The sequence below is a fragment of the Pseudomonas migulae genome, assembly GCF_043225285.1.
Taxonomy (GTDB): domain Bacteria; phylum Pseudomonadota; class Gammaproteobacteria; order Pseudomonadales; family Pseudomonadaceae; genus Aquipseudomonas; species Aquipseudomonas migulae_C.
On sequence record NZ_CP171224.1, the window covers coordinates 2,529,228 to 2,546,334 of the forward strand.

14 protein-coding genes are annotated in these 17,107 nt (G+C 60.6%); 9 read left to right on the forward strand and 5 right to left on the reverse strand.

All coding sequences use genetic code 11. The features are described from left to right. The first annotated feature begins 9 nt into the window (after nucleotides 1–9). From ACF6ZU_RS11755 to ACF6ZU_RS11765, 3 genes are read left to right on the forward strand one after another with little or no spacing between them, the layout of a single operon-like run. On the forward strand, nucleotides 10–735 hold the full coding sequence (locus tag ACF6ZU_RS11755) for a DUF484 family protein (protein WP_392892543.1): 726 nt from the start codon (nucleotides 10–12) through the stop codon (nucleotides 733–735). A 2-nt stretch (nucleotides 736–737) separates the two neighbouring features. Further along, nucleotides 738–1,637, forward strand: a complete 900-nt coding sequence (gene xerC / locus ACF6ZU_RS11760) for a tyrosine recombinase XerC (RefSeq protein WP_392892545.1) — start codon at nucleotides 738–740, stop codon at nucleotides 1,635–1,637. After that, nucleotides 1,634–2,338 (forward strand): HAD family hydrolase, encoded by a 705-nt coding sequence (locus tag ACF6ZU_RS11765; protein WP_392892547.1) that lies wholly within the window; start codon nucleotides 1,634–1,636, stop codon nucleotides 2,336–2,338. The genes xerC and ACF6ZU_RS11765 overlap by 4 nt, the downstream gene beginning before the upstream one ends. Nucleotides 2,339–2,537: 199 nt before the next feature. On the opposite strand, the gene sutA is transcribed toward ACF6ZU_RS11765, so the two are convergent. The 4 genes from sutA to glnK all read right to left on the reverse strand — a co-directional run bounded on the left by sutA (nucleotide 2,538) and on the right by glnK (nucleotide 5,316). Continuing rightward, nucleotides 2,538–2,861 (reverse strand): transcriptional regulator SutA, encoded by a 324-nt coding sequence (sutA, locus tag ACF6ZU_RS11770; protein ID WP_253433675.1) that lies wholly within the window; start codon nucleotides 2,859–2,861, stop codon nucleotides 2,538–2,540. Nucleotides 2,862–2,963: 102 nt separating this feature from the next. After that, nucleotides 2,964–3,389 (reverse strand): secondary thiamine-phosphate synthase enzyme YjbQ, encoded by a 426-nt coding sequence (locus ACF6ZU_RS11775; RefSeq protein WP_392892550.1) that lies wholly within the window; start codon nucleotides 3,387–3,389, stop codon nucleotides 2,964–2,966. 214 nt (nucleotides 3,390–3,603) lie between these two features. Continuing rightward, the gene (locus ACF6ZU_RS11780) at nucleotides 3,604–4,941 is read right to left on the reverse strand and encodes an ammonium transporter (RefSeq protein WP_392892552.1); all 1,338 of its coding nucleotides are present in this window, start codon (nucleotides 4,939–4,941) and stop codon (nucleotides 3,604–3,606) included. A gap of 36 nt (nucleotides 4,942–4,977) precedes the next feature. Continuing rightward, nucleotides 4,978–5,316: a P-II family nitrogen regulator gene (glnK, locus tag ACF6ZU_RS11785; RefSeq protein ID WP_002555808.1), complete on the reverse strand. Its 339-nt coding sequence runs from the start codon at nucleotides 5,314–5,316 to the stop codon at nucleotides 4,978–4,980. 417 nt (nucleotides 5,317–5,733) lie between these two features. Here glnK and ACF6ZU_RS11790 point away from each other — a divergent pair, with 417 nt between their 5' ends. Continuing rightward, entirely contained in the window at nucleotides 5,734–5,994 is a 261-nt protein-coding gene (locus ACF6ZU_RS11790; protein ID WP_008030504.1) for an accessory factor UbiK family protein, read from the forward strand. 433 nt (nucleotides 5,995–6,427) lie between these two features. Continuing rightward, nucleotides 6,428–6,949, forward strand: a complete 522-nt coding sequence (locus ACF6ZU_RS11795) for a Bro-N domain-containing protein (RefSeq protein WP_392892586.1) — start codon at nucleotides 6,428–6,430, stop codon at nucleotides 6,947–6,949. Nucleotides 6,950–7,000: 51 nt separating this feature from the next. Here ACF6ZU_RS11795 and ACF6ZU_RS11800 read toward each other — a convergent pair whose 3' ends face one another. After that, a complete protein-coding gene (locus ACF6ZU_RS11800) occupies nucleotides 7,001–7,306 on the reverse strand; it encodes a HigA family addiction module antitoxin (RefSeq protein ID WP_392893781.1) in 306 nt (101 codons plus the stop codon). A 950-nt stretch (nucleotides 7,307–8,256) separates the two neighbouring features. Here ACF6ZU_RS11800 and ACF6ZU_RS11805 point away from each other — a divergent pair. The 4 genes from ACF6ZU_RS11805 (at nucleotide 8,257) to ACF6ZU_RS11820 (ending at nucleotide 17,106) form a co-directional block, all read left to right on the forward strand. Further along, nucleotides 8,257–9,750, forward strand: a complete 1,494-nt coding sequence (locus tag ACF6ZU_RS11805; RefSeq protein WP_392892587.1) for a YifB family Mg chelatase-like AAA ATPase — start codon at nucleotides 8,257–8,259, stop codon at nucleotides 9,748–9,750. 185 nt (nucleotides 9,751–9,935) lie between these two features. Further along, on the forward strand, nucleotides 9,936–11,312 hold the full coding sequence (locus ACF6ZU_RS11810) for an SrfA family protein (protein WP_392892588.1): 1,377 nt from the start codon (nucleotides 9,936–9,938) through the stop codon (nucleotides 11,310–11,312). Nucleotides 11,313–11,329: 17 nt separating this feature from the next. Beyond that, nucleotides 11,330–14,395, forward strand: a complete 3,066-nt coding sequence (locus ACF6ZU_RS11815) for a virulence factor SrfB (protein WP_392892590.1) — start codon at nucleotides 11,330–11,332, stop codon at nucleotides 14,393–14,395. Further along, nucleotides 14,392–17,106 carry a putative virulence factor gene (locus tag ACF6ZU_RS11820; RefSeq protein ID WP_392892592.1) on the forward strand — a complete coding sequence of 905 codons (2,715 nt, stop codon included), beginning with the start codon at nucleotides 14,392–14,394 and terminating at the stop codon, nucleotides 17,104–17,106. Before ACF6ZU_RS11815 ends, ACF6ZU_RS11820 begins: the two co-directional genes overlap by 4 nt. Nucleotide 17,107: the final 1 nt, after the last annotated feature.

A 17,107-nucleotide genomic window follows, 5' to 3' on the forward strand; every position in this document is an offset into this window, starting at 1 on the left:
GTCAAACCCATGACCGACAAGCCCCAGGTTCCCGCCCTACAGCCCGACGAATCCCCTTCCGAAAGCCTTGAGGCGGCGGCGATTGCCGCGTACCTGGAGGCTCATCCGGATTTCTTCGTCGAGCACGAAGAACTGCTCCCGGCCCTGCGCATCCCGCACCAGCGAGGCGACACCATTTCGCTGGTCGAGCGCCAGATGACCATCCTGCGCGACCGCAACATCGAACTGCGCCATCGCCTGTCGCACCTGATGGACGTGGCCCGGGACAACGACCGCCTCTTCGACAAGACCCGCCGACTGATCCTCGCGCTGATGGACGCCACCAGCCTGGAAGACGTGGTGATCAGCGTCGAAGACAGCCTGCGCCAGGATTTCCAGGTGCCTTTTGTCAGCCTGATCCTGCTCGGTGACAACCCGATGCCGGTCGGCCGTTGGGTGACCCACGCCGACGCGCAAACAGCCATCGGCGGTCTGCTCTCGGAAGACAAAAGCGTCAGCGGCAGCCTGCGCGAGCACGAACTGGACTTCCTGTTTGGCGAAGAGCAGCGCAAGCAGATCGGCTCCACCGCCGTCGTTGCCATTAGCCATCAAGGCATCCACGGCATCCTGGCCATCGCCAGCCGTGATCCGCAGCACTATAAAAGCTCGGTGGGCACGCTGTTCCTCAGCTACATCGCCGAAGTCATGGGCCGCGTGCTGCCACGGGTCAACAGCTCGCTGCGCTCGGTACGCTGAGCATGGAACGGCAACTGGACGCTTACTGCGAACACCTGCGCAGTGAGCGGCAGGTGTCGCCCCACACGCTGTACGCCTACCGCCGCGACCTCGACAAAGTGCTGGGCTTTTGCGTCAAACAGAACATCGGCAGCTGGGCCGCGCTGGATATCCAGCGCCTGCGCAGCCTGATCGCCCGCCTGCATGCCCAGGGCCAATCGTCCCGCAGTCTGGCGCGCCTGCTCTCGGCGGTGCGCGGGCTCTATCACTACCTGAACCGCGAAGGTCTTTGCGACCATGACCCGGCCAATGGCCTGGCGCCGCCGAAAGGCGAGCGCCGACTGCCGAAAACCCTCGACACCGACCGCGCGCTGCAACTGCTCGAAGGCGCGGTAGAGGATGATTTCCTGGCGCGGCGAGACCAGGCGATTCTGGAACTGTTTTATTCCTCCGGCCTACGGCTTTCGGAGCTGACCGGGTTGAATCTCGATCAGCTGGACCTGGCTGATGGCATGGTCCAGGTGCTCGGCAAGGGCAGCAAGACTCGCCTGTTGCCGGTGGGCAAAAAGGCCCGCGAAGCGCTGGAGTTGTGGCTGCCGCTGCGCGCCATGACCAACCCGGCGGACGACGCGGTGTTTGTCAGTCAGCAAGGGCGGCGCCTGGGCCCTCGGGCGATACAGGTGCGGGTCAAGGCTGCCGGCGAGCGCGAACTGGGGCAAAACCTGCATCCACACATGCTGCGACACTCTTTCGCCAGCCACCTGCTGGAATCCTCCCAGGATCTGCGCGCCGTGCAGGAACTGCTCGGCCACTCGGACATCAAGACCACCCAGATCTATACCCACCTGGACTTCCAGCACCTGGCAACGGTCTACGACAGTGCCCACCCGCGGGCCAAACGCATTAAGGGCGATGATTCATGACTATCCAGCTGATCACCTTCGACCTCGACGACACCCTGTGGGATACCGCCCCGGTGATTGTCAGCGCCGAAGCCGTACTGCGCGAATGGCTGACCGAGCACGCGCCGAATCTGGGCGCGGTTCCAGTCGAGCATTTGTGGGCGATTCGCGAACGCATTCTGGGCAGCGAGCCGAGCCTGAAACATCGCATCAGCGCGTTGCGCCGCCGGGTGCTGTTCCATGCGCTGGAAGAGGCGGGTTACGACCATGGCCAGGCGTCGGACTTGGCCGATCAGAGCTTTGAAGTGTTTCTGCACGCGCGGCATCAGATCGAGGTGTTCCCCGAGGTCGAGCCGACGCTGGAGATTCTCGCCAACCAGTACGCTTTGGGTGTGGTCACCAACGGCAACGCCGACGTGCGCCGTCTGGGGCTGGCGGATTACTTCAAGTTTGCCTTGTGCGCCGAAGACATCGGCATCGCCAAGCCGGATGCGCGCCTGTTTCATGAGGCTTTGCAGCGTGGCGGCGCAACGGCCGAAACGGCGGTGCATATCGGTGATCATCCGGGCGATGACATTGCCGGGGCGCAGCAGGCCGGGTTGCGGGCAATCTGGTTCAACCCGCAAGGCAAATTGTGGGAAGCGCAGAAAGCGCCGGACGCCGAGATTCGCAGCCTGACCGAGCTGCCGGCGTTGTTGGCGCGGTGGAATGTCCATCACTGACCTTGAATTCACCACCGACCCTGTGGGAGCGAGCCTGCTCGCGATGAGGCCTTAACATTCACAATTGATGTTGACTGACACACCGCCATCGCGAGCAGGCTCGCTCCCACAGGGGATCTACACAGGTCTCCAGACTTTTTTACAGGCATGAAAAAGCCCGCAGCGACGGCGGGCTTTTTCAGCAAGCAAGGACAGGCGCTTAGATTGGGCGGCTGCCGTACTTGTTGTCAGGCTTCTTGGGCGGATCGGCGACCACATTGGCCTCCACTTCCTGCACCTTGCCACCTTTGGCCAGGAACTCTTCCATGGCCTTGGCCAAGGCATCACGTTCCTTGTTTTTTGCTTCGACGCTCGGCAGCTCATCGACCGATACCGCTGCCTTGGCTTTGCCTTTGGCGGTCGGAACGGGCGCTTCACCGCCGTCGTCTTCAACGACGTCGTCCGTCGCTGCTTCCAGACCTTCTTCGGTTTCGTCGTCGTCGCCTACTTCGAGGTCGTCGTTTTCCAGATCATCGTCGCTCATGTTCTACCTCATGACTTGCGAAAAGCAGATTAGTTATAGCCCAGCTTTGCCCTCTGTCGAAGGCTGCCGGAAAAAAATCAACATCCGCTGGTGACCAGCGGTTTATGCCCCTTCACCGTGCACGGTGGCGAGGACTTTACGGGCACCGCCATGATCGCGGTGCTCGCCCAGATAAACGCCTTGCCAGGTCCCTAGCGCCAGCCGGCCTGCCGTAATCGGCAAACTGAGCTGACAGCCAAGCACGCTGGCCTTGAAGTGCGCCGGGAGGTCGTCCAGGCCTTCGTCGTTGTGCTCATAGCCGTCTGTTCCTTGTGGGATCAGACGATTGAAAAATCGTTCGAAGTCGCGACGTACCGCCGGATCGGCGTTCTCGTTGATGGTCAACGACGCCGAGGTATGCTGCAGCCACAAATGCAACAGACCGACCCGACATGCCTTGAGTTCAGGCAGGCCGGCGAGTAACTCGTCCGTTACCAGATGAAAGCCCCGGGGCCTTGCCCGCAGGGTAATCAGAGTCTGTTGCCACATACAGTTCTCCGCACGTTCGGGGCGCATTCTAGCGCGCTCTGGGAAAAAACAAAGGCCCTAAGTTTCCTTCAATCATGTAAGCCATTGGCCGTAGAAAAACGCCTGCGGTAAACGCGCCGGAACGTGTACGAAAAAACCTTTCAGCAATACCCCTACGGACAAATTCCAGACAAAAAAAATGCCCGGCAAGCCGGGCAAATTTTTATGCGCGTGCTTACAAGTTGTAGCCGCGTTCGTTGTGGAGTGCCAGATCGATACCGACGGCCTCTTCTTCTTCAGTAATGCGCAGACCCATGACGGCATCCAGCACCTTGAGAATGATGTAGGTGACGATCGCGGTGTAGATCACCGTGAAGCCCACGCCTTTGCACTGAATCCAGACTTGTGCGGCGATGTCGGTGACGGTGCCGAAGCCACCCAGCGACGGTGCGGCGAACACACCGGTCAGGATCGCGCCGAGGATACCGCCGATGCCGTGTACACCGAAGGCGTCCAGGGAATCGTCATAACCGAGTTTGCGTTTCAGGGTGGTGGCGCAGAAGAAGCACACCACGCCCGCTGCCAGACCGATGACCAGCGCGCCCATCGGGCCCACGGTGCCAGCGGCCGGGGTGATGGCGACCAGACCGGCGACCACACCCGAAGCGATACCCAGTGCACTTGGCTTGCCGTGGGTGACCCACTCGGCAAACATCCAGCCCAGTGCGGCAGCGGCGGTGGCGATCTGAGTCACGAGCATCGCCATGCCGGCAGTGCCGTTGGCCGCTGCGGCGGAACCGGCGTTGAAGCCGAACCAGCCAACCCACAGCATGGCCGCGCCCATCAGGGTGTAACCGAGGTTGTGCGGGGCCATCGGGGTGGTCGGGAAGCCTTTGCGCTTGCCGAGTACGATGCACGCCACCAGACCGGCCACACCGGCGTTGATGTGCACCACGGTGCCGCCAGCGAAGTCGAGCACGCCCCAGTCCCACATCAGGCCGCCGTTACCGGACCAGACCATGTGCGCGATCGGTGCATACACCAGGGTGAACCAGATGCCCATGAAGATCAGCATCGCGGAGAACTTCATCCGCTCGGCGAAGGCACCGACGATCAGCGCCGGGGTGATGATGGCGAAGGTCATCTGGAAGGTGATGAACACCGCCTCAGGGAACAGCGCTGCAGGCCCGGTCAGGCTGGCTGGCGTGACACCGGCGAGGAACGCCTTGCCCATGCCACCGAAGAACGAGTTGAAGTTGACGACGCCCTGCTCCATGCCAGTCGTGTCGAACGCGATGCTGTAGCCATAAATGACCCACAGAATGCTGATCAGACCGGTAATGGCGAAGCACTGCATCATCACGGAAAGAATGTTTTTGGAGCGAACCATGCCGCCGTAGAACAGCGCGAGGCCGGGAATGGTCATGAACAGCACGAGAGCTGTCGAGGTCAGCATCCAGGCGGTGTCGCCGGAATTGAGGACTGGGGCCGCCACTTCGTCTGCCGCCATGGCCAGGCTGGGCATTACGAGGGACAACAGGGCTCCTAGCCCTGCGAATTTACGCAGAGTCATATTGTTTTCTCCTGGGGCGTTGGGGTTTGTGGCGGCTTAGATCGCGTCGGTATCGGTTTCGCCGGTACGGATGCGAATCGCCTGTTCCAGATTGACCACGAAGATCTTGCCGTCACCAATCTTGCCGGTGTTGGCTGCCTTGGTTATCGCCTCGATAACCCGGTCAAGATCCTTGTCGTCAATGGCGACATCGATCTTCACCTTGGGCAGGAAATCGACCACGTATTCCGCGCCGCGATACAGCTCGGTGTGACCCTTCTGCCGACCGAAGCCTTTGACTTCAGTGACGGTAATGCCCTGCACGCCGATCTCGGACAGCGACTCGCGCACGTCGTCCAACTTGAACGGCTTGATGATGGCAGTGACTAGCTTCATGAAAACTCTCTCCCGAATTGGTGGACTTGCCCCAGGAAAACAAACCCGACTCAAGTCTAAGCGCAGTGCCTGGCTTTGTAACGCATCGTCGGCCTTACCTGCCCGTCCGACGCCAGCTAACCGCTCCGCACGAAACACTTCCCCGTTCCGCTTGGCGCACTGCATTCGTCACATCGACTGCATCAGTGCATGGGTCACTAGGCTCTTAGCAGAAAGCTTGCCATCTCCACAAAAGTCTCTGTTTTCAAGCCTTTGGCTGTAGATGCCCGCCACATCGCTGCAACACCGCACGCGTTACGCACAACAACGGTGCGATGCCGTCCGTCCGCATGCGCGAAAAGCGTGCATCCCTGTCGTCGGGATTGACTATAGACACTGCGTGATACACTGCCGGCCATTGTTTCCAGGACCTTTCCCATGCTCGCGCCCAAAGACTTCCTCGACGCCCTGACCGGCACCGCCTCCCGCCTCTTCAGCGGCGACACCCCACTGCCGAAAAGCGAAATCGAAAGCCAGTTCAAGGCATTGCTGCAGAGCGGCTTCAGCAAACTGGACCTGGTCAGCCGGGAAGAATTCGATAGCCAGATGGTCGTGCTGGCGCGCACTCGGGCACGCCTGGAAAGCCTCGAAGCGAAGGTTGCCGAGCTCGAAGCAAAGCTCAATCCCCCAACCGAGTAACCCCGCAAACCCCACTTTGAAACCCTATCCAAATGTGGGAGCGAGCCTGCTCGCGATTGAAGGTCGGCACGACCTTCGGATGCATCTGTAGGAAAGGGTGCCAAGGGCAATCTCAAGCCCTCAAAAATCCCGGCACCTTCCTACAACAAAACCACCGCCGTCCGATTGCGCCGCCATGCCTCCGATTTCTAAGCTCACCCCATGCTGAATGTTCAGCACTGGGTTTGGCGACCTGGAACCAAGCAATGCAGCGCATATCATTCGACATCAGGTATCTATTTCCCGATTCGAGTTATGGCGGCTGTGTGTGGGAGACCCCAGGGTCTGCCGGGATTTGCTTGGCCGGTTCGCCAACCCGCACGCAGCTGCCACCCTATTGTTTGGCGACGATAAGTGGCGGTCATCTACCAAGCGAAAATTTGGGTACTGCACGATGGACGAAAACTATCTGACTCCTCACGTCTTCACCCGCCACAAACTCCACCTCCACGCCCTCCTCCTTCAAAACCAACCCTGGTTCAGCGCCCGAGACCTCGGCCGCTTCCTGCGCCTCTACCTCGACGACCGCGCCGTCCGCAAACTCGACCCCGACCAGCGCCAGTCGGCACGAATGCTCATCCACGGCAGCATCGAAAACACCCTGCTGATCAGCGAATCCGGCGTCTACGCACTACTGATCTACCACTACTGCCCCGAACACCGAGCCCTGCGTGAATGGCTGACCCACGACGTAGTGCCAGCCCTAAGGGATGCCCAGCAACCCATATCTATCGACCGGCCGATCCTGAGCCTGCTGCACTGGCCGGAGATGTCGCTGAACTTGTTGCACTGGAATAACCAGCCGTGGATTCGTCTGCAGGATGTGCCGCAGATGCTGCCTGATCAGGAGTCTTCAAGGCCTGCTATCAGTGCACCTTGGTGGAAAAGAGCCGCGAAAATGCTTCACGCATTCTGAATAAAAAACCCCACGCTTTTTGCGTGGGGTTCGGTAAATCCAAGAGAACAATCAGGCGCAGTGTGCAAGCCGCTCGACCTGATCCCGAATCGCGGCCCCTCGCTCAATCTCGGCTTTACGCAAATCGTAGGTCGATTGAAGGTTGAGCCAAAATTCCGGGGTCGTATCCAGACAGATAGATAGCCGTAGAGCCATATCAGCACTCACCCCGCGACGCTGCAGCACGATGTCGTTCACCGTAGGCGTCGACACGCTCAGCGCTCTAGCCAAAGCGGCTGCCGTTAGGTTCAGAGGCTCCAGATATTCCTCTTTGAGGATTTCGCCAGGGTGCACCGGGCGCATACCGTTCTTAATCATCACGCCCCATTGCCTCCTACCCCGAGAATGAATCTTCAGCGTTGAGCAGCGATGCCTACTCAAAACGCGAAGTATCTAAATTTCGTACAAATCAAAAACCGCCCCAGCCGAAGCTGGAGCGATTTCCACCGGGTCAATCCTTACAACGGATTATTCCAGCGGTCCCGCAGAAACTCGTACAGGCGGAAAGCCCATAGCGCGTTTCTAACGAGGCTCCACATATGTTTAAGAAACTTAGACATACTTTGGCCCTCCTAGCGTGAGGCCAAACCTCCAGTGCACTTTCCGGTGTACGCGCACCTTTGGGAATACAGGTGAGTGTTTCCATTGAGGCGGCCGGGTGTGGACTTCTCAAAACCACAGCCGGCACGATTCTCACGTCGTGTTGAGAAGCATAAAAATCTTTACGCCCCCGGCCACGCCTCGCGAACCACTTACTCATCGAGCCTCATCGCCGCGAATGCTATCGCAGTTCCTTCAATACTTACCGTTCAAAACTTCTAACGAGTTGTATCAAATCATTATATTGCGAACGTCCTCTCCAACTCCTCGCTGTCGTTGGTTTCTACCAATAGCAGACCGTTATTGACGCTTGCCTGGAGGATCAATTTTTAATAGGCTTCACCCAGTGAGTGTTTCCGTTGAGGATTTGCAGGCCTTGGCCTCACCGAAGCCTGCAAACAAAAAAACCGCCTCCTAAAGGCGGTTTTTTTTCGCCTTAGATTTAGCCTTCGTCGACATTTTTCATCGCTCCAGGCAACGTTCTGCAAAGACCTCATCAAGCGACTTTTTTCGTTAGCATTCCCCATTTCCTTACGTTTCCCACCAGAAAGACAATCGCAACATTCTGTGAAAGTTTGGCACCCCCGTCGCGACGCGAAACCATCACCTCCCAACTACCCTTCAAAAACCCGCAGGAAGCGGCTTCCCGTAAAGCTCAAGGAACGACCATGTCTCTCTCCATCGTCCACAGCCGCGCCCAAATCGGCGTGGATGCGCCCGCCGTCACCGTCGAAGTCCACCTGGCCAATGGCTTGCCATCGCTGACCATGGTCGGTTTACCCGAGGCGGCAGTGAAGGAAAGCAAGGACCGGGTGCGCAGTGCAATCATCAATTCAGGCCTGCAATTCCCGGCGCGACGCATCACGCTGAATCTCGCTCCCGCCGACCTGCCAAAGGACGGCGGGCGATTCGATCTGGCGATTGCACTGGGGATTCTGTCCGCCAGCGTGCAGGTGCCAACGCTGACACTGGATGACGTGGAATGCCTGGGCGAACTGGCGCTGTCAGGCGCAGTGCGTGCCGTGCGAGGTGTGCTGCCAGCCGCACTGGCCGCGCGTAAGGCCGGGCGTTCACTGATGGTGCCGCGGGCGAATGCCGAGGAGGCGTGCCTGGCGTCGGGACTGAAGGTGATCGCGGTGGATCATTTGCTGGAAGCGGTGGCGCACTTCAACGGGCACACACCGGTCGCGCCTTACGTGTCCAACGGTTTGCTCTATGCCAGCAAACCTTATCCAGACTTGAACGAAGTACAGGGTCAGCTCTCGGCCAAGCGCGCACTGCTGATTGCGGCGGCGGGCGCGCATAACCTGTTGTTCAGCGGGCCGCCGGGCACTGGAAAAACACTGTTGGCGAGTCGTCTGCCGGGACTGCTGCCGCCATTGGCCGAACATGAAGCGCTGGAAGTCGCCGCCATTCAGTCCGTCACCAGTTGCGTGCCCTTGAGCCATTGGCCGCAGAGGCCTTTCCGCCAGCCCCATCACTCGGCCTCTGGCCCAGCGTTGGTGGGCGGCGGTTCGAAGCCGCAACCGGGTGAAATTACCCTCGCCCACCATGGCGTTCTATTCCTCGATGAACTGCCGGAGTTCGACCGCAAGGTGCTGGAGGTTTTGCGAGAACCGCTGGAGTCCGGGCACATCGTGATTTCCCGCGCCAAGGATCGCGTGAGGTTTCCGGCCCGTTTTCAATTGGTGGCGGCGATGAACCCGTGCCCCTGTGGATATCTTGGCGAACCCAGCGGCAAATGCAGTTGTACGCCGGACATGGTCCAGCGCTACCGCAACAAGTTGTCGGGACCGTTGCTGGATCGCATCGATCTGCACCTGACCGTCGCCCGGGAAGCCACGGCGCTGAATCCTGCACTCAAACCCGGTGACGACACGGCCACCGCCGCCGTTCTGGTGGCCGATGCCAGAGAGCGTCAGCACAAGCGTCAGGGATGCGCGAATGCGTTTCTTGATCTGCCGGGCCTGCGCAAGCACTGCACGTTATCCACAGCCGATGAAAACTGGCTGGAATCCGCCTGTGAACGCCTGCTGCTGTCATTACGATCGGCCCACCGCTTGCTCAAGGTCGCCCGCACGCTGGCGGATCTGGAGCAGGCTGACGGGATCAGCCGGCAACATCTGGCGGAGGCATTGCAGTATCGACCCAGTGCTCATTGAAAGGTTTTTATCGCAACGACAACGACCTCAAGCAACATCTGCTTTCTTACGCTAGTCTCATACGGTTTTGGACCATCAGCTGATTGACGGCGACATCATTATGACATTAAGGTCGCCAGCTAATTGCAGGAGCAAGCACGGGCATTTCCGCCCGTCATTTGCGCAACGGATCATATGGAGTTTGGATGCGCGGGGCACTATTACGCAGCGGTAAGAGCGGGTCATTCACTGCCCTGGGCGAAACAGGTCAACCGGTCTACCGGGCGGCCTTGCAATTGCGCGAAGCGATTCGCCGCAAGAACCCCGAGATGGTCGATCACCTGGCCATTCCGCAAAGCGATGAACTGGGTAACCAGATCGACTGGTACAGCGGCCTCGACGGCGATGTGATCCCGTGGAGCAGCGCGACCGAAGAAGAACGCGCCCCTGCGCGTCGTCAACTCGAAGCCCTGAAAACGGCACTCGATGACTTGAGCCTGCGGTTCCTGGGCACCGACCCGGCCGAACAGCAGCAAGGCGACAAGGCCGTGTTCGGCAAGCTGCTCAAGCGCGTCATTCATTTCCCTGACGAAAACTTCGTCTACCTGGTGCAGGGCAAACCGGTGCTGACCTTCTGGGGTTTCGAGCACGCCGGCGCCGACCGCAATCGCGATCCCCTTCACTGTCTCTATCAGGTTCCACCCGTGTTCACCCTGCCGCCCGTGGCTGAAGCGCCGGCCGTTGCACCGGTCGCACCGCTCGTACCGACGGTGACTCGTCCGTGGTGGCGTCGCTGGTGGTGGCTATTGCTGCTGCCATTCCTGCTGCTGTTGTTGTGGCTATTGCTCGGCTTGCGCGGTTGCGTTCCGATTCCTCTGGTGGCGGTTGATCTGTTACCACCGGGCATCGTGCCGGTGGAAAAACAGCTGGAAGAACCGCAACTGACCGGTAATGCCACAACGTTGAATGGCGTTCCAGTGAACGGCACCATCTCCGGCACAACGACGGGCAATCCCGTAGTTGGTACCCCTGAGGTAGACGCTACGGCACTCGACGGCAAGGACACCGGTGCCCCGGCGATCGACCCGGCCAATGACCCTGCAGCCGAAGCGGCCACCCCACCGCCTGACCAGGCACCGCCGAAACCCGAAGCGCCTGGGGCCCCACCTCTCGACGCAGAGAAACCGGCAGCCACCCAGGCCAAACCGGGCCCGGCGCTGAGCATTCCTCCGGACGCCGCCGACGGCGCCGCCAAATTCCTCGACGGTCAGTACCGCGCCGGTGCCGGTATTCAGGATCGCCGGACCGGCAAGCCGCTGCGTCTTGAATATCAGTTCAAGGACGGTAAAGGCGAAGTCACCGTGCACCAGGCCGACGGCTCGAAATGCAGCGGCCCGGTGAGCGCCGCCATGAAGGGCGGCAGCCTGGCCATCGACAGCCAGGGCCAGGCCGTTTGCGCCGATGGCAGCACTTACGACATGCCCAAGGTCAATTGCCGCAAAGGAGCGACCACGGTCGCGGACTGCACCGGCGGTTACGGAAAAGATCAATTCCCCATGTCCATGCGGCAAATGGGCGAATAAGCACGGAATAACCCGACATGTTGCCTGAAGTCACCCAATTCGAAGACACCGTCACGCTCGTCAGTGACACCGGTATCCAGTTCATGGATTTCGCCCTGCGCCTGGATCCTCGCAAGGAACCGGCGGGCGAGTTCGCGCCGATGATCAGCGGGCTGATCTGCCGCTTGATGTACAACGAAGAGAAAGACTTCTACTTCTACGAGCCTGAGCCGGAAAAGGTCGAAAAGGCCAAGCCGGCGTTCAGCGTCGACATGAAAAGCAGCCTCGAACTGCTGGACGGTGTCTGGCTGCCGACGCCGTTTTTCCGCTTCATGCCGCCGCATCGCTTCGATGAAGGCCCGAGCAACTGGTCGCGCATGCGTCTGGTGAAGCTCGCGACACCCGATATCGACGGCAACACCCATCGCCTGACGATGGCGTTCGACAGCCGCGTGATGCCCAAGCGCGACGGCACGGCCTACCTGGCGCCGAACGAAGAAGACATCAGCTCCGGCGTGTCCTTCAAACTCGCGACCAAGGCCAGTGAAACCCGCTGGTTCCTGGCCCAGCCATGGGTCAACGAATGGCTGCTCGAAGTGTTCAACGAGAGCAATGCCCACCGTTCGCGCGAAGAACTGGACATCGACATCCGTGCCAACTATCACCTGGCGCACTACCTCAACTTGCTGAGCCTGCTGAGCAAGCCATCAGCGGCGGAGCAGTCGACTGCCCGGCCGAAAGTCGAGATTCCTGAACTGAAAGTGGTCGCCAATGACAGCAACGGCCTGGTCAAACCGATTCCGGTGGACCTGGTGCTGGACGTCGGCAACTCGCGCACCTGCGGCATTCTGATCGAGAACCACGGTCAGGCCGGCTCGGGCCTGAAGCAGAATTACGTGCTGGAACTGCGTGACCTGATCACCCCCGAACACACCTACAATCTGCCGTTCGAAAGCCGTGTCGAGTTTGCCCAAGCGTATTTCGGCAAGGACCACTGCTCAGTCAAAAGCGGCCGGCATGATGCATTCCAGTGGGCGACGATTGCCCGCGTCGGCAATGAAGCCAGCCGTCTGGCCAGCCGTCGCCGCGGCACCGAAGGCTCGACCGGCCTGTCCAGCCCGAAACGTTACCTGTGGGACGAAAACGCCTACGGTCATGGCTGGCGCTTCAACTGCTCGTACATCAAGACCGACAACGAGCCGTACGCCACCGCCGCGCCGTTCTCGCACCTGATCAACGAAACCGGCGAAGCGCTGTACAGCCTCGAAGAAGACGATCGCCTGCCAGTGTTCATGCCGCGCTACTCGCGCAGCTCGCTGATGACCTTCATGCTCGCCGAGGTCCTGGCCCAGGCCCTGTCACAGATCAACAGCCCGGCCCAGCGCTCGCGCCAGGGTCACACCCGTGTGCCGCGCCAACTCAACAGCATTACGCTGACCGTGCCGCCGGGCATGCCGCAGGCAGAACGCAGCATCCTCAACGAACGCATGCAGCAGGCCATCGGCCTGGTGTGGAAAAGCCTCGGCTGGCACGCCGGCGAAGAAGACCCGCATCAGGATCAGGCCGTCAGCCCGCGCACGCCGATCCCGAGCATCCGCGTCGAATGGGACGAAGCCTCCTGCGGCCAGTTGGTGTACCTGTACACCGAGGTCAACGAGAACTTCGCCGGTCACCCGGAAGAGTTTTTCGACACCATCGCCCGCCCGGACAAGACCGACCGCGAACGCATCACCCTGGCGACCATCGACATCGGCGGGGGCACCACTGACCTGGTGATCACCGACTACCGCCTCGACCGCGCCGGCAATACCGGTAGCGGCAGCAACGTGCACATCGTGCCCGAGCAGCGTTTTCGCGATGGCTTCAAAGTGGCCGGTGACGATATCCTGCTGGACGTGATTCAGGACTTCATCCTGCCGAGCTTCGAGAAAGCCTTGCAGAACGCCGGCGTGAAAGCCCCGGATTCGCTGATGTCGCGGCTGTGCGGCGATGAATCGGTGAGTGCGCAAGACATGATTCTGCGCCAGCAATTGAACCTGCAGGTGTTCTCACCGCTGGGCCTGGCGCTGCTCAAGGCCTACGAGCATTACGATCCGCAAGTCCCGCAGGAAGTCAGCCCGCAAAGCTATCGCCAGTTGCTGGGCGACAACGCGATCAGCCAGACCGTGCTCGATTACGTCAACGCCGCCGTGCGCCGCGATGTCGGCGGTCAGAACGGTTTCGACCTGTACGAAGCGCCGATCAGCTTCGACCTGCAAAAACTCCACGCCGCGTTCCTCAATGATCAGATCAACATCACCAAGATCCTCGGGGCGTTGTGTGAAGTGGTCGCGCATTACCCGTGCGACGTCCTGCTGTTGACCGGCCGCCCTTCGCGACTGCCCGGCATCCAGGCGTTCATCCGCAAGGTCCTGCCGCTGCCACCGGGACGTATCCTCGCGCTGCAGAATTACCGCACCGGCGGCTGGTACCCGTTCCACAAGAACGGCCGCATCGACGACCCGAAAAGCACTGCTTCGGTCGGCGCGATGCTGTGCCTGCTGTGCGCCAATCACAGCGTGCCGAACTTCTACTTCCGCTCTTCGGCGCTCAAGCCTTATTCGACGGTCAAGCACATCGGTGTCATCGACCTGAACAACGTGATCAAGGATGCCGACGTGCTGTACCGCGACATCCAGTCCGAAGACTACAAAATCAAGCTGCCGGAAATCGGCACGGGCGACGCTGCCGACACGCCACAACTGGAAATGCGCGGCGATCTGCGCCTCGGATTCCGTCAGCTGGCCGCCGACCGCTGGGCCGCTTCTCCGCTGTACACCTTGCGTTTCACCAAGGCCGGGCGGGAGAAGTTCTCCCGGGCGATCGGTGAAAACGGCAGCGCGCCGCTGCTTAAGGTGCGCTTCGAGGTCAAGCCGGCGGACAAATACACCCGCAAGCAGGATCTGGTCAGCGACCGCCTCTCGGTCCGTGACATCGAATCCAACAGCAGCAACGTCAACTTCAACCCGCGCAGCGACCTCGAGCTGGAACTCAACACCATGCTCGACGCCGGCCTGAGCGAGACCAAGTACTGGCTCGACAGTGGAAGTGTGAAACGCAAATGAATGACCTGACCCCCGATCAACATCAGCTCTCTACCCGTTGGGCCGCTGTTTATGAAGGTGCCGGTCAGGCGCTGGAGTGGATTGGCCAGACCCGCGTCAACGCACCGCGTCTGGACAGCGAAGCCGACAACCTGAACATCCGCCTGCATCGTGCCCGCAACCTGGCCCACAGCCTCGGTCGCGTGGCCTGCACGCCAATGACCATCGGCTTTTTCGGTTTGTCGCAGGCGGGCAAGTCCTACCTGATCTCGGCCCTCGCGGCCGGGCAGAACGGCAAATTGGAAACCGATTTCGGCGGACAGCGCCTGGACTTCATCAAGCACATCAACCCGGTGGGTGGCGGCAAGGAAGCCACCGGCCTGGTGACGCGCTTCAGCCGTCGGGCCACACCGAGCCCGGACCGGGATTTCCCGGTGGAGCTGACGCTGTTCAAGGAAATCGAGCTGGCGAAGATTCTCGCCAACTCCTGGTTCAAGGATTTCGACCTTGAGCGGATTTCCTACGAGATCGATGAAGAGCGCATCCAGCGTGTGCTGAAACCGTTTGAAGGCCGCGAGACCGGACCGTTGCAGCCGGGCGTCAGTGCCGACGACCTGGTGTCGCTGTGGGATTACCTGCGGGACAACTTCCGTAACTCGGTGAAAAAACTCGAGCACCTGTATTGGCCGAAAGCCTTGCAGCTCGCGCCGCGCCTGAATTTCCAGGAGCGTGCCGAGCTGTTCGCCATCCTCTGGGGCGAACAGAGCGAACTGACGCGCGTTTACCAGCAACTGGCGGGGGCGCTGCACAAGCTGGGACTGCCCGAGACCGTGTTTGCGCCATTGAAGGCCTTGGTGAGTTTCGAGAACGACACCTACAGCCAGCGCGACAGCATCATGAACGTCGATATCCTCGAGCGCTTCGGCAGCCCGCGGGATTTGCCGATCGACGTGCGACCACGGGTCGACGGACGCCTGCAAAACAGCCAGGGCATTGCGGTTGCACAACTGGCGGCACTCACGGCGGAAATGACGTTCTGCCTGATCGAGGCCCCGGCGGACGACATCGTCAACCAGGTCGACCTGCTCGATTTCCCCGGCTATCGCGGACGCAAGAAGCTGCACGAGATCGCCAACTCCAACGATCCCGAGTCCGCCACCAAGGACAACTCCGTCTCGCAACTGATTCTGCGCGGCAAGGTTGCGTACCTGTTTGAACGCTACACCGACAACCAGGAAATGAACGCGCTGGTGGTGTGCACCGGCTCGACCAAACAGAGCGACGTCAACGACGTCGGCCCGGTGCTGACCCGCTGGATCGAAAAGACCCAAGGCGCCGATTCGGCCGCTCGCAGCAAACGCGACACCGGCCTGATCTGGGCACTGACCATGCTCGACCTGCGCATCACCAACTCCCTGAGCCTGACGCCCGATCAGTACGACGAGAGCTGGAACGGTATGGTCAAGCTGACCATGCTGGAGCGCTTCGGCAGCCTGAGCTGGATGAACGACTGGGCCGGCACGCCGTTCCAGAACACCTTCCTGGTGCGCAAACCGCGCATGGACGCGGCGTTCATCGTCCAGGACGCCAGCGGTGCGGAAACGGGGATCAACGCCAGTTACCAGGAACGCGTCGATGCGCTGGGCACCAGCTTCGCCAGCAACGCCCTGGTGTGCAAACACGTCAACAATCCCGCCAACACCTGGAAGGAAATGCTGCGCAACGATGACGGTGGCATCAGCCACTTCAGCGGCAGTTTCAAGGGCGTGGCCAATATCGAATTCAAACTGCAACGCATCCGCGAGCAGCTGGACGAATGCCTCGAAGGCCTGACCACCCACGGTCTGAGCACCTGGTATCACGCTGACGGGGACGGCGCCGCCGCCGCGAAGAAAGCCCAGGCACAGATGATTCTGACCGGCCTGGGCCGTCGTCCGGCGGTGCTGGGCGAACTCATCGATCAGCTCGACATGCCGAGCGAAGAGGTGCGTGACCTGTACCTCAGCGGCGTGTACGAAACCGACGACGAGCCCGCCGCCAGTGACGAACCGGTTGCCCCGACGCCGAGCCACAGCCTGTACGGAAGCGACGCCGGTTTCGACTTCGATTTCGGTGATGACACCGGCGCCGACAGTCCGCCGGCCAGCAGCAAAACCGTCGCCGCGGCGCCAGAGCTGCAAAGCAACGAACACCGTTTTGCCAAAGCCGCGTTCAAGGCCTGGATCGCGCACCTGCGTGAACTGACCACCCGGCAAAGCCTGCTCAATCTGCTGGGTCTGGAAAAGGCCTTGCTCGAAGCCGTGGTCGACGAACTGATCACCGCCGGCTATCGCCAGGACCTGCCGGGCCAACTGAGCCGCGCGGTGCTCAAGCGTGCACAAAGCGGCGCGCGGCGCGATCAACTGGTCGAACGCCAGGTCCTGGAAGTGCAACGCGTGCTGCGCGATTTCGTGTCGTGGTTCGGCTACATCCAGAAACCGGTCAGCGAACGGCCGAACAGCCGCGCCGGTGCCAAAGCCCCCCTGTTCTCGTTCTATACCGACATCGGTCCGGGACAGGTGCCGGAGTTGCCACCGCAACCGGCGAACCAGGCGCAACGGTTTCTCGGCGACTGGCTCTCGGGCCTGGCCTACATCACACAGGACAACGCCGGCCATGGTGCCGGTCGCGAAATCACCCCTGAACAGAACGAACGGCTGGGCCACGTGCTCACAGCCTTCGCAGCGAGATAAG

What these genes read in the sequence shown, in the direction of transcription:
- ACF6ZU_RS11755 (WP_392892543.1), top strand. Translation starts at nt 10, where the DNA reads ATGACCGACAAGCCCCAGGTTCCCGCCCTACAGCCCGACGAATCCCCT.
- xerC (WP_392892545.1), top strand. Translation starts at nt 738, where the DNA reads ATGGAACGGCAACTGGACGCTTACTGCGAACACCTGCGCAGTGAGCGG.
- ACF6ZU_RS11765 (WP_392892547.1), top strand. Translation starts at nt 1,634, where the DNA reads ATGACTATCCAGCTGATCACCTTCGACCTCGACGACACCCTGTGGGAT.
- sutA (WP_253433675.1), bottom strand. Translation starts at nt 2,861, where the DNA reads ATGAGCGACGATGATCTGGAAAACGACGACCTCGAAGTAGGCGACGAC.
- ACF6ZU_RS11775 (WP_392892550.1), bottom strand. Translation starts at nt 3,389, where the DNA reads ATGTGGCAACAGACTCTGATTACCCTGCGGGCAAGGCCCCGGGGCTTT.
- ACF6ZU_RS11780 (WP_392892552.1), bottom strand. Translation starts at nt 4,941, where the DNA reads ATGACTCTGCGTAAATTCGCAGGGCTAGGAGCCCTGTTGTCCCTCGTA.
- glnK (WP_002555808.1), bottom strand. Translation starts at nt 5,316, where the DNA reads ATGAAGCTAGTCACTGCCATCATCAAGCCGTTCAAGTTGGACGACGTG.
- ACF6ZU_RS11790 (WP_008030504.1), top strand. Translation starts at nt 5,734, where the DNA reads ATGCTCGCGCCCAAAGACTTCCTCGACGCCCTGACCGGCACCGCCTCC.
- ACF6ZU_RS11795 (WP_392892586.1), top strand. Translation starts at nt 6,428, where the DNA reads ATGGACGAAAACTATCTGACTCCTCACGTCTTCACCCGCCACAAACTC.
- ACF6ZU_RS11800 (WP_392893781.1), bottom strand. Translation starts at nt 7,306, where the DNA reads ATGATTAAGAACGGTATGCGCCCGGTGCACCCTGGCGAAATCCTCAAA.
- ACF6ZU_RS11805 (WP_392892587.1), top strand. Translation starts at nt 8,257, where the DNA reads ATGTCTCTCTCCATCGTCCACAGCCGCGCCCAAATCGGCGTGGATGCG.
- ACF6ZU_RS11810 (WP_392892588.1), top strand. Translation starts at nt 9,936, where the DNA reads ATGCGCGGGGCACTATTACGCAGCGGTAAGAGCGGGTCATTCACTGCC.
- ACF6ZU_RS11815 (WP_392892590.1), top strand. Translation starts at nt 11,330, where the DNA reads ATGTTGCCTGAAGTCACCCAATTCGAAGACACCGTCACGCTCGTCAGT.
- ACF6ZU_RS11820 (WP_392892592.1), top strand. Translation starts at nt 14,392, where the DNA reads ATGAATGACCTGACCCCCGATCAACATCAGCTCTCTACCCGTTGGGCC.